Consider the following 13,225-nt stretch of genomic DNA (forward strand, 5'->3'; position numbering starts at 1 on the left):
ATGTCTAGAAGTAAAAATAAAAGTGAAAATAAAAAATTCACAGCCTGATTCAACGCAAAAGATTGTAGTTGTAAAATTGATGATTGTGAGTTAATGCACAAAGAATGTTACTTGTGTAAAAAGCCAATGCATAAAGAGGTATTCATTTATGAGTTGAGTGAATTACCACACAGTCTTGCGTGGAACAAAGATCATATAAAAGCTAAATTCCTTGGCGGAACAGATGCTGACGAAAATATGATAGCAACACATCCGTGATGTAATAATGATAAAAGTAACAGCACAATTAAATAAGTGATAATTTAAGTTGTATTTAAGTCATATATGTAATATTATTATATTGCTATTCATACCAAAGAAAGTAACTGGGGCAACCCTTAATTTGTTACCGAGGATGACGATAAAGTACAACTAAGATAATTAGTTTTATTTTTATTTAATCTCGGTCAACGACCGAGATTTTCTTTTGATTATAAATACAAAAAACAATTAAATATAAAGGAGAACAAATGGCAGGAAAAAGACCAGCTCACGCTAAAAAAGCAGAAGTCATAAAAGAAATTGCAGACAGAATTAAAAAATCTGCAGGGTTCGTAATTGCGAACTACAAAACTATGACTGTTGCTCAAATGAGTTTACTTAGAAACGAAGCTAAAAAGAATAACACTTTAGTTAAAGTTTACAAAGGTTCACTTGTTGAAAGAGCTTTAAGAGATCTTAAAATAAAAGGTCTTGATGAATTCTTAGTAGAACAAAATGTTTACATCTTCTCAGAAGAAAACATTACAGCAGCTAAATTAGTTGCTAACTTCAAAAAGAAACATAAGAAATTAGAACTTGTTGCAGGTATTGTAGATGGCGAAGTTAAAGATACAGCAGGTATCAAAGAAGTCGCGGCATTACCAACAAGAGAAGAACTATACTCTATGTTTGCATCTTCACTACTATACCCATTGAGAAAAACAATGGCAGCAATAGATGAAGTATCAAAACAAAAAACTGAATAAGAAATTAATTCAACAGGTATTAATAGCACAAAAGAAATAACAACCAAAAAAGCAAAATATACATAAAGGAAAAGGACAAAAAATATGGCAGCATTAAAAAAAGAAGACATTATCAAATCTTTAGAAGAAATGACAATGAAACAACTAAACGATTTAGTTAAAGCAATCGAAGATCACTTCGGAGTAGTAGCATCAGTAGGAGCCGCAGCAGCACCAGTTGAAGCAGCATCGGGACCAACAGAAGTTAATGTATTATTAACATCACCAGGTGGAAACAAAGTATCAGTTATTAAAATCGTTAAAGAATTAACAGGACTAGGATTAATGGACGCTAAAAAATTAGTAGACGGAACATTACCAGCAATTATCAAAGAAAAAGTAAAACCAGAAGATGGTGAAGCAATCAAAAAACAATTAATGGACGCAGGTGCAACTGTTGAATTAAAATAATTTCTTATATTTATTCCAAAATAACATCCACTAGGATGAATTTTGGTTTCTAGTATATATAAAAAATTAATTAATTCATAAGGGGCATTTAGATGAAATACAGAAATAAAAAAATTAACAATTTAGTTGAACGTCGTGACTATACAAAAGTTTCAGGTAATTTAGAAATTCCAAACTTAATAGAGTTACAAACAGAAACTTTCAAATGATTTAAACATGATGGTATTGATGAAGTTTTCAACGAAATCTTTCCAATCGTTTCAAATGACGGAAACGTTATTTTAAGTTTAAACAGTTGAGAATTTAGAGAAGAGAGAATGGATGAAGCCCGTGCTAAGGCGGAAGGTAAAATCTATGAAGCTCCAATTTACGCAAACCTATCAATCGCAATCAGAATGGAAAACGTTGAGATCGAAAAAGAAATGATCTCAGGTGACAAAAAAACTGCATTGAAATCATGATTAGAAGAAAAATCAGAATCTACAACTTCTGTTACTTTTAAAGACCAAAAAGACAACTTATACTTCTACGGAATTAAAGGTAAAACAAAAGAAAACACAACAAACGATTTAATCCAAGTTGAAATCACTGGGGAAAGTGAAGACTTTATACATGCAAATGTAGACATCACAAGAACGGCTGATGTATTCTTTGGTGACTTCCCATTAATGACAAGAAGAGGAACTTTTGTAATTAATGGTAGTGAAAAAGTAATTGTTTCACAATTAGTTAGATCTCCAGGTAGTTACTTCAAAAAAGAAATCGAAAGAAAAAATGGTGAATACATTTTCCAAGCAAACATTATCCCATCAATGGGAACATGATTGGAATTTAAAATTGATCCAAAATCAACAAGTAAAATTAAAAAAGCAGAAAGAATATTCAACGTAAAAATTGATAAGTCACGTGTAACAACAGCAACAAACTTATTGACTGCGTTAGGTATGCCAAGTGAATATATTCTTGATTTATTTGATAGAGAAACAATTTTAGTTGATACATATAATTCAGATTTAATATCTGGTGATGTAACAACTGACTGAGCAAATGCAGTTCAAGATATCTACAAAAAAATTAGACAAGGTGAAACAGCAACTTCTGATGGTGCTTCAAAATACCTATACTCACTTTTATTCGAAAGAAGAAAATATGATTTAACAAAAACAGGTGTATTTAAATTAGAACAAAAACTAGCTCTACAAAGAAGAATAAGAGGTAGAATTTTAGCCGAGGACTTAATTGATATTGACGGAAAAGTTGTATTAACAACTGGAACAGAAGTAACAAGAGAAAACATTGATAAAGTGCTTGTTGCATTGAACAATGGTGCTATGCAAAAAACAATTAAATACCACCCAGAATTGTTATCTACAAAAAACAAAATTCAATCAATTAAAGTTTTTGTTGATTCAAACATGACAGAAACAGTTGTAATGATTGGTATTCCAGAAACAAAAGAAAAATCAGTAACTGTATTATCAGTTCCTGCAATTTTAGCAACAATGTCTTATGCAATTGGATTAGTACATGACATCGGTGAAATTGACGACATTGACCACTTAGGTAATAGACGTGTAAGAACAATCGGTGAGTTATTACAAAACCAATTCAGAATTGGATTAGTACGTATAGATAAAAATGTTAAAGAAAAAATCTCAACATCAAACCTATACAAAGTTAAACCAGGAAACATTATTAACAACAAACCATTGACTGCTGTAATCGGTGAGTTCTTTAACTTATCTCAATTATCACAATTTATGGATCAAACAAACCCGTTAGCGGAATTAACAAACAAACGTAGATTAACTGCTTTAGGACCCGGTGGATTAAGCCGTGACCGTGCAGCACTTGAAGTACGTGACGTTCATACATCTCACTACGGTAGAATTTGTCCAATTGAAACCCCTGAGGGACCAAACATTGGATTGATTAACAACTTATCAGTATATGCAAAAATCAATGAATATGGTTTCATTGAAACTCCATACAGAAAAGTTATCAATGGTGTTATTCAAGAGAAAGACTATGAATATCTAACAGCTGATCAAGAACAAGAATTCTTTGTGGCACAAGCAAACGTTTCAAAAGACGCATCAGGAAAAATTTTAGATGCACAATTAGTTGCTCGTTACCGTGGTGATGATGTAATTACTACACCAACTAAAGTTGACTACATTGATGTTTCTCCAAAACAAATTGTTTCAATCGCTACATCATGTATTCCATTCTTAGAAAATGATGATGCTAACCGTGCACTTATGGGTGCCAACATGCAACGTCAAGCTGTGCCTTTAATTAACCCAGATTCACCTATTGTTGGAACTGGTGTAGAACACGAAATTGCACGTGACTCAGGTAATTCAATTGTTTCATTCGAAGCAGGAACTGTTACTTATGTTGATGCAAGACGTGTTGACATTGAAGGTAAAAACGGAATCAAAACATACAACCTTTCATCATATGTAAGATCAAATAGTGGTACTTCAATTACTCACTCACCAATCGTTAAGACTGGACAAAAAGTGGCATTAAACGAAGTTATTGCCGATGGACCTTCAATTGACAAAGGTGAATTAGCACTTGGACAAAATGTGGTTGTAGCCTTTACAACATGAAATGGATACAACTATGAAGATGCTATTATTGTTTCAGAAAGAGTTGTTAAAGATGACGTGTTTACATCAATTCACATTGATGAATATACAATCGAAAGAAGACAAACAAAACAAGGACCAGAAGAAATCACTCGTGAAGTTCCTAACGTTTCAGAACTAGCTAAGAAAAATCTTGATGAAGACGGAATTATCGCAATCGGTAGTGAAGTTAAAGCAGGAGATATCATGGTTGGTAAAGTTACTCCAAAAATGCAACAACAACTATCTCCAGAAGATAAATTGTTACATGCTATTTTTGGTGAAAAACTAAAAAACGTTAAAGATAACTCACTACGTGTGCCTAATGGTGGAGAAGGAATTATTCAATCAGTTAAGAGATTCTCAAAAGCTGATGGTTTTGACTTACCTTCTGACGTACTAGAAATTATTAAAATTTACATTGTTCAAAAACGTAAAATTCAAGAAGGTGACAAAATGGCTGGTCGTCATGGTAACAAAGGGGTTATCTCTAAAGTATTACCATTAGAAGACATGCCACACTTAGAAGATGGAACACCGGTTGACATTATGTTAAACCCCCAAGGTATTCCTTCACGTATGAACATTGGACAAATCTTAGAATTACACTTAGGAATGGCTGCTAAAAAGTTAGGAATCAAAATTTCTACACCTGTATTTGAAGGTGTAAAAGATGAAGATCTAAACGAAATCATGAAAGAAGCTGGAATGACAGACTATGGAAAAGTTCCATTAGTTGATGGTCGTACTGGTGAAAAATTTGACAAGCCAATTTCAGTTGGTGTAATGTACATGCTAAAACTATCTCACATGGTTGATGATAAATTGCATGCACGTAACGTTGGTCCTTACTCATTAATTACTCAACAACCACTTGGTGGAAAAGCCCAAAATGGTGGACAAAGATTTGGTGAGATGGAAGTGTGAGCTCTTGAAGCTTACGGAGCCGCGCATACTCTACAAGAAATATTAACAATTAAATCTGATGATATTATTGGACGTACAAAAACATATGAAGCTATTGTAAGAAATAGACCAATACCAAAACCAGGAATTCCAGAATCATTTAATGTTCTAACAAAAGAAATCATGGGACTTGGATTTGACATGTTTATGTTTGATGATAAAACAGGTGAAAAAATGAATATTAACGCATACGATGAGCAATCAATTGAAACTGAATTTGACAACGTAGACATTATCGAAACAAAATACAGTGTTATCGAAAATGAATTACCTGCAGACTATAGTGAAGTTGACGATACTGAAGAATAAGGATAGGGGATAAATTAAAATGAATGACAGAAAAAAAAGCATAAAAATTGAACTAGCCTCTCCTGACGTAATCAGAAGTTGATCTCGTGGTGAAGTAACTAAACCAGAAACAATTAACTATAAATCACTTAAAACAGAAAAAAATGGATTATTTGATGAAAGAATTTTTGGTCCTACTAAAAACTATGAGTGTTCATGTGGAAGATATAAAAAGATTAAAAACAAAGGTAAAATTTGTGAACGTTGTGGTGTTGAAATTACTGAAGCGATTGTACGTCGTGAAAGAATGGGACACATCGAATTAGAAGAACCAGTTACACATATTTGAATGTTAAAAATTAACCCATCAAGACTTGCTACAATTCTTGATTTAAAAACAAAAGAAGTTGAAGAAGTTGTTTACTTTGTTAACCACATTGTTCTTGACAATGGTGGCACTGATTTCCTAAAAGAAAAACAAGTACTAGACTTAAGTGCTGCTAACTCAGGAAAAACTCGTGAAAAACTAATTAAAATTTTATTAGATATTGAAACTAAATTAGAAGTAGGATTATTCCAACACAAGAAATGTTTAAGATTATTAGACATTTTACGTACACCTGGAATACCTTTCTCTATGGATGAAGCTTCAGAATTTATTGCAAAACATACAAGTATCAAATTTGGTATTGGTGCGATAGCTATTGAAGAACTATTGAAGAAAATCGATCTAACAAAAGAAATTAAAGATTTACGTCAACAAATTGCTGAAACTTCTTTAATCACAGAACAAACAAAATTATTAAAAAGATTAGAAACATTATTCTCTCTACAAGAATCAAACACAAAACCAGAGTGAATGATCTTACGAGTAATTCCTGTAATACCTCCAGACATTAGACCAATAATCCAATTAGATGGTGGTAGATTTACAACATCAGAAATCAATGACCTATACAGACGTATCATTATTAGAAATGAACGTTTGAAAAAAGTTAAAGAAATGGGTGCTCCAGGAATTATTGTTAACAATGAAAAACGTATGTTACAAGAAGCTGTTGATGCGCTATTAGATAACGAAAGAAAACCAAGACCAGTTACTGGAAAAGATAAGAGACCTTTAAAATCTCTAACATCTATCCTTAAAGGTAAACAAGGTCGTTTCCGTCAAAACCTTTTAGGTAAACGTGTTGATTATTCAGGTCGTTCAGTTATTGCTGTTGGACCAGACTTAAAAATGCACCAAGCTGGAATCCCTCGTGATATGGCCATTGTATTATTTAAACCATTTGTAATCAATTTATTACAATTAAAAGGTTATGCTGAAAACGTTAAAGTTGCAGAAAAATTAATACAACAAAATGACCCAAGAATTTGAGAGGTTTTAGAAGAGGCTGTTAAAGAAAGACCGGTTATGTTAAACCGTGCTCCGACACTACACAGACTTGGTATTCAAGCATTCGAACCAAAAATTGTTAAAGGGAAAGCTTTACGTATTCACCCATTAGTTACAACAGCATTTAACGCCGACTTTGACGGTGACCAGATGGCTGTTCACTTACCTATTTCAAAAAATGCAGTAAGTGAAGCTCGTGAATTAATGTTAGGATCAAAAGCAATTCTTGGACCTAAAGATGGTAAACCAATAGTAACTCCAACTCAAGATATGATTTTAGGTAACTACTTCCTTACAACAGAAGAAAAAGATGTTGAAGGACAAGGTATGCTATTTGGTTCATATAATGAATTATTAAACGCATATGAAAACAAAGTAGTATCACTACATGCAATCGTAGGATTCCCAGTAAGTGAATTAAAAAACAAAAAATTTGATGAAGAAGATAAAAATAAATACTTATTATCTTCAGTTGGAAAATTAATTTTCAACATTTCAATCTTTGGTAATGCATTCCCATTCATCACAAATGGAAACATTAATGGTGCAGAAGAAGAAGTTAAAAAATTCTTAGTTACAGAAAATACTAATATTTCAGAATACATTTCTAAGAAATATGAAATACAACAACAAATTAAGAAAAAAGAACTTTCAGCAATTATCTTAAGATACTTTAACGAAAACGGACCTGATGCTACATCAGTTATGTTGGACAATATGAAAGATCAAGGATTTAAATTCTCAACATTATCAGGTACAACAATCTCTGCTGGAGATGCAGTTGTGTTTGACAAAAAATTTGAAACATTCAAAATTGCAGATAAAAAAGTTGCAGACATTACAGAATTCTATACATTAGGTATGTTAACTCGTCGTGAGAAAAAACGTCGTGTAATTGATGTTTGATCAAAAGTTAAAGACGGAATTCAAAAAGATTTAAGTTCTGTTTTAAGACAAGACTTAAAAAACCCAATCTTTGTTATGGCCGATTCGGGTGCTCGTGGTAACGTATCTAACTTTACACAGTTAGTAGGTATGCGTGGACTTATGAATGACCCTAAAGGGGATATTAAAGAAATACCAATTAAGTCATCATTCCGTGAAGGATTGACGGTTTCTGAGTTCTTTATTTCAACTCATGGTGCTCGTAAAGGGATGGCCGATATTGCTCTTAAAACAGCTGACTCAGGTTACCTAACTCGTCGTCTTGTTGACGTTTCTCAAGAAGTTGTTGTTACAACAGCTGACTGTAAAGCGAAAAAAGGATTCTTAGTAAAAAATATTATCGATACAAAAAACAACAGTATTATTGTCCCTCTATTTGATAGATTGATTGGACGTTATGTATACGAAGACGTTAAGTCAAAAACAAAAACTCTAATAGCTGCAAATGAAATCATTGATGTAATTAAAGCAAAAGAAATTGTTGATGCTGGTGTTCAAAGTGTACTAATTAGATCAGTTCTAACATGTGATGCGAAACGTGGTGTTTGTCAATTGTGTTACGGAATTAACTTAGCAACAGGTGCACTAGTAACTATTGGTGAACCAGTTGGAGTTATTGCCGCTCAATCAATTGGTGAACCAGGTACACAGCTAACTATGCGTACATTCCATACAGGTGGGGTTGCTGGTGAGGCCGATATTACTCAAGGGCTTCCACGTATTAAAGAATTGTTTGACGTTACTAAACCAAAAGGTGCAGCAGCTATCATTTCAAAACTTGAAGGTACTGTAGAAGAAATTGAATCAGAAGATGGTATTTATACAATCATTGTTAAATCTAAAAACGATATCAAAGAACATAAAGCTCAATATGGATCAATTTTACGTGTAGTAAAAGGAGACAAAGTTTTTGCTGGTCAAAAACTAACAGAAGGTGCAATTTACATAAAAGACCTTCTTGAAGTATCTACAGTTAATGCTGTTCAAAACTACATCTTAAAAGAAGTTCAAAAAGTTTACCGTTTACAAGGTATTGAAATTTCAGATAAATACATAGAAATAATTACAAAACAAATATTAAGTAAAGTTCAGATTACTGATGCCGGTGGTACTAAGTTATTACCAGGTGAAATTGTATCTGTTAACACATTCAAAGCAGAAGTTAAGGCAGCAATCATTAAAGGTATTAAACCTCCAAATGCAAAACCAAAAGTATTTGGTATTAAAAAAGCTCCACTTGAGTCAGACTCATTCTTATCATCAGCATCATTCCAAGATACAGCCAAAGTATTAACAAAAGCTGTTATCCGTGGAAAAGTTGATAAACTAGAAGGTCTAAAAGAAAACATTATGTTAGGTAACCTAATTCCAGCCGGAACAGGATTTAACTATTCTAATGAAGAATCGGGTGATATAAAAATTAACGAAACTGAATAGAAATAAAAAAATCCGTAAAGGATTTTTTTGTTTAAAGTTATAATTCAAATATGGAGATATAAATATATGGTTGATAAATTTGGAAAAATAATGGTCTACGCAAAGGACCCAAGTGGTGTTGCAAACTTCTTTATAAATAAAATAAATTTTGTAGAAATAAAAACAACGGAAAACGAATCAAAGGTCATTTCTGTAACTGTTGCTCATAACAAAAGTTCAGATACATTTATTGAATTTTTTGACATAAACATCGTTAAACAAATGAACCCAGAATTAAATACAGGAACACCATCAATTTGCTTTTCAAGTTTTGACGTGAAAGCAATGAGAGATGAACTAATTAAAAACAAAGTAAACGTTGGAGAATTAGTTGACATGGGTGGAACACTTGTATTTAACTTCTCTGACATTGAAGACAACTATTTCGCAGTTCAAGAAATATCAAAATAAAAGTGTTTATATATTTTAATTATTAATTGTTTTTCACATAAAGATAATTAAAATATAAGTATCAAAGCAAAGGAAATATTGATATGAAAATATATATTGGAAACGATCACACTGCAATTGAAATGAAAAAGATTTTAAAAGCACATTTAGAAAATAATAAATTCGAAGTTATCGACTTAGGTAATAACGATGGTAAATCAAGCAACTATGCTGAATATGGTATAGAAGTTGGTAGAGCCGTAACAAAAGATAAAGGTAGTTTAGGAATTGTTATTTGTGGAAGTGGAATAGGAATATCTATTGCTGCAAATAAAGTTAACGGAGCACGTGCAGCACTTGTATATGAAACACAAGCAGCACACTTAGCAAGACAACATAACAATGCAAACATTGTAGCTTTAGGTGCTAGATTTATAGCAAATGAAAAAGCAATTGAAATTGTTGACGAATTTTTAAATACATCTTTTGAAGGTGGTAGACACGAGGAAAGAGTTAAAACTCTAGATAATGCAAATGGATAAATTAATTAAAGACTTATTAAACAAAGAATTAGAAAGACAACAAAATCACATTGAATTAATTGCAAGTGAAAACTATGTAAGTGAAGCAGTGCTTGAAGCAACTGGTTCAATTGCAACAAATAAATACGCTGAAGGATACCCATTTAAAAGATACTATGGTGGATGTGAATTTGTAGATCAAATTGAGCAACTAGCTATCGATACTGTTAAAGAGTTATTTAACGCAGAATACGCAAATGTACAACCACATTCAGGTAGTCAAGCAAACATGGCAATATATCAAGCATTCTTAAAACCTGGTGACAAAATTGTTGCAATGGACTTAGCAGCAGGTGGTCACTTAACACATGGATCAAGTGTTTCATTTTCTGGTAAAGATTACACTTTCTTCCATTATGGTGTAGACAAAGACACTTACTTATTAAACTATGATGAAATAGAAAAATTAGTTGCGAAAGAAAAACCAAAACTAATTGTAGCTGGTGCAAGTGCTTATCCAAGAGCAATTGACTTTAAAAAATTTAAAGAAATCGCTGACAAGCACAATGCAATTTTAATGGTTGATATGGCACACATTGCAGGTCTTGTGGCTGTTGGTTTACACCAAAACCCAGTTGACTATGCCGATGTTGTTACATCAACTACACACAAAACTTTACGTGGAGCAAGAGGTGGTTTAATCCTTGCAAAAGAAAAATATGCTAAACAATTAAATTCAGCAATTTTCCCCGGAATACAAGGCGGGCCTTTAGAACATGTGATCGCCGGAAAAGCGCAAGCGTTCATTGAAGCCACAAAACCAGAGTTTAAAACTTATATGCAAAATGTTGTTGATAACTGTGCAACGTTTGCGACAGAGCTAGAAAAAAATGGATTAAACATTTTAACTGGTGGAACAGACAATCACTTATTAATTGGTGATGTAAAAAAATCATTTGGTATAACAGGTCGTGAAGCTGAAACAATTTTAAATGACATTGGAATTGTTTCAAACAAAAACATGATTCCTTTCGATAGTGAATCAGCTTATAAAACTTCAGGAATTAGATTAGGAACAGCCGCTATGACAACTCGTGGTTTTGGTAAAGAAGAATTTAAAATTTTATCAAAATGAATAGTAAGTGCACTAACAAATAGAACTCAAGAAAACTGAGATAAAATCAAAAAGGAAGTTTATGCAATTTGCAAAAAATTCCCAATCTACAAAAATATAAAATACTAAGAGGAAAACAACAATGGCAATCGTAATATTTGATCACCCCTTAATTCTAGATAAATTAACTAGAATGAGAAAAGTAGAAACATCATCAAAAGACTTTAGAGAAAACCTAAACGAAATTGGAATGTTGATGGTTTATGAAATTTTCAGAGATGTAAAATTAAAGGAAATATCAATCAATACACCAACATTCAAAAATGCAAAAGGATATAAAATTGATACACCAGTTGTATTGGTTCCAATTATTAGAGCAGGATTAGGAATGGTTGATGGAATCCAAAAAATAATACCAACTGCAAAAATTGCACACGTTGGTTTATATCGTGATGAAACAACTATGCAACCAGTTGAGTATTATGCAAAAGCTCCAGCAGATATTGGTTCATCATATACACTTGTAGTTGACCCGATGTTAGCAACGGGTGGAAGTGCTGTTATGGCAATTGATATCATCAAACGCAAGGGCGCAAAAAACATTAAGTTTGTTGGACTTGTTGGAGTACAAGAAGGAATTGATGCAATTAAAAAAGCACATCCAGATGTAGATATTTACTTAGCATGTAAAGATCCAGTCTTAAATAAAAAAGGATATATTGAACCAGGTCTTGGAGATGCTGGAGATAGAATATTCGGTACAAAATAACACTACGATAAGTGTTATTTTTTTGTTAAAAAAATTATCAGAAAAAATAAATAGGAGTATTATATAAACATGCGTAATCAAGGAGGACTATGAATTCGTTACATAAGAGGATAATCACATCTTCTGTAGTAATGGTGATCATGCTTGTTATCTTGTTTATATTATCGATCACAAAGATAATTGCGATGAATTGAACATATGGATATATGATTGGGTCAGCAACTATTATAGTGATATTTTATTTACAAACATTAAAAGATAAAAGCTTAAGCAAGCATTCTAATATATATTTGTTTGTTTTCTTCATGATCTTAATTCACGGTCTTTACTTGGTTCCGTTTATATTTTGTATATATAAAGATTCAGTATTCAGTGTTTACGGAATACTGATCGGAGTCTTGATAAACACTATATTCTCAAATGGATTAAAGTTTTATTATGAATACAACATAAGGAGAAATGGTTAATGTTCTTTTCAGAATCGCCAACACTTTGAGGTATAACACCACAACTAACATCGATAGTTTTAACTACAATAATTATTTGTATCATTTGCATTGTTTACAATGTAAAGGTTAGAAATTACAATGTAAAACAACCGATGCCTGGTTTCTTAGTTTTGATTGAAACATTTGTTGGATCAGTTGAAAATATGGTCGTAAGTTCTATGGGTAAAAAATACGCAAAACTTACACCATATGCGATGTATATAATTATGTACATCTTCACTGGTTCTATGTTGTCACTACTTGGTTTTGAACCTCATACAACATCACTTACAGTTACACTTGCAATGGGATTTGTTACATTTATTGGAATTTACTATTTTGGACTTAAGGTTCAAAAATTCAGATTCTTTAGAAAGTATCTAAACCCAATGGAATTGATTGGACAGTTCGTGCCGTTGATATCTATATCTTTCCGTTTATTTGGAAACATATTAGGGGGATCAATTATCTTAGGTATGGCTTATGGAATGATGATTGGACTACAAGGTTCATTACTTCTTGGATATAACCCAGCTGGAGATATTTGAAATCCAGAATCAACATTAAAACCAGAATATCTATTAGCTGGTTTAAATGTTGGAGCAGTATTGATTACACCATTTATTCACCTGTATCTAGACTTCTTTGAAGGTGGATTACAGTCGTTTGTATTTATAACATTAACATTAACATATTGAGGAGAAAGTGTTCACGTCGAGGAACACGAGGATGTGGAAGATAAAGGATTGACCCACATGCAAGAACAAAGAAAATAGGAG

The 13,225-nt window shown here is 32.4% G+C and carries 11 protein-coding genes and 1 other annotated feature; all 11 genes read left to right on the forward strand.

The window, feature by feature from the left end; all coding sequences use genetic code 4:
* Positions 1-294: an HNH endonuclease gene (locus AACL07_RS00195; protein ID WP_338983587.1), complete on the forward strand. Its 294-nt coding sequence runs from the start codon at positions 1-3 to the stop codon at positions 292-294.
* 40 nt (positions 295-334) lie between these two features.
* Positions 335-474: a sequence feature (ribosomal protein L10 leader region), on the forward strand.
* Positions 475-509: 35 nt separating this feature from the next.
* Positions 510-1,007, forward strand: a complete 498-nt coding sequence (gene rplJ / locus AACL07_RS00200) for a 50S ribosomal protein L10 (RefSeq protein WP_338983589.1) — start codon at positions 510-512, stop codon at positions 1,005-1,007.
* Between the two features lie 84 nt (positions 1,008-1,091).
* Positions 1,092-1,457 carry a 50S ribosomal protein L7/L12 gene (gene rplL / locus AACL07_RS00205; protein ID WP_338983591.1) on the forward strand — a complete coding sequence of 122 codons (366 nt, stop codon included), beginning with the start codon at positions 1,092-1,094 and terminating at the stop codon, positions 1,455-1,457.
* 92 nt (positions 1,458-1,549) lie between these two features.
* Positions 1,550-5,368: a DNA-directed RNA polymerase subunit beta gene (locus AACL07_RS00210; RefSeq protein WP_338983593.1), complete on the forward strand. Its 3,819-nt coding sequence runs from the start codon at positions 1,550-1,552 to the stop codon at positions 5,366-5,368.
* Positions 5,369-5,381: 13 nt separating this feature from the next.
* Positions 5,382-9,125 carry a DNA-directed RNA polymerase subunit beta' gene (gene rpoC / locus AACL07_RS00215; RefSeq protein WP_422397425.1) on the forward strand — a complete coding sequence of 1,248 codons (3,744 nt, stop codon included), beginning with the start codon at positions 5,382-5,384 and terminating at the stop codon, positions 9,123-9,125.
* A 66-nt stretch (positions 9,126-9,191) separates the two neighbouring features.
* Positions 9,192-9,575, forward strand: coding sequence for a hypothetical protein (locus AACL07_RS00220; protein ID WP_338983597.1), 384 nt, complete (start codon positions 9,192-9,194; stop codon positions 9,573-9,575).
* Between the two features lie 83 nt (positions 9,576-9,658).
* Positions 9,659-10,096 (forward strand): ribose 5-phosphate isomerase B, encoded by a 438-nt coding sequence (rpiB, locus tag AACL07_RS00225; protein WP_338983599.1) that lies wholly within the window; start codon positions 9,659-9,661, stop codon positions 10,094-10,096.
* On the forward strand, positions 10,083-11,318 hold the full coding sequence (gene glyA / locus AACL07_RS00230; RefSeq protein WP_422397420.1) for a serine hydroxymethyltransferase: 1,236 nt from the start codon (positions 10,083-10,085) through the stop codon (positions 11,316-11,318). Before rpiB ends, glyA begins: the two co-directional genes overlap by 14 nt.
* 13 nt (positions 11,319-11,331) lie before the next feature.
* The gene (gene upp / locus AACL07_RS00235) at positions 11,332-11,958 is read left to right on the forward strand and encodes a uracil phosphoribosyltransferase (RefSeq protein ID WP_338983602.1); all 627 of its coding nucleotides are present in this window, start codon (positions 11,332-11,334) and stop codon (positions 11,956-11,958) included.
* A gap of 89 nt (positions 11,959-12,047) precedes the next feature.
* Positions 12,048-12,425: an MG406 family protein gene (locus AACL07_RS00240; protein ID WP_338983604.1), complete on the forward strand. Its 378-nt coding sequence runs from the start codon at positions 12,048-12,050 to the stop codon at positions 12,423-12,425.
* The gene (locus AACL07_RS00245) at positions 12,425-13,222 is read left to right on the forward strand and encodes a F0F1 ATP synthase subunit A (protein WP_338983606.1); all 798 of its coding nucleotides are present in this window, start codon (positions 12,425-12,427) and stop codon (positions 13,220-13,222) included. Before AACL07_RS00240 ends, AACL07_RS00245 begins: the two co-directional genes overlap by 1 nt.
* Positions 13,223-13,225: the final 3 nt, after the last annotated feature.

It is taken from the genome of Spiroplasma endosymbiont of Othius punctulatus, from assembly GCF_964019505.1.
Taxonomy (GTDB): domain Bacteria; phylum Bacillota_I; class Bacilli_A; order Mycoplasmatales; family Mycoplasmataceae; genus TIUS-1.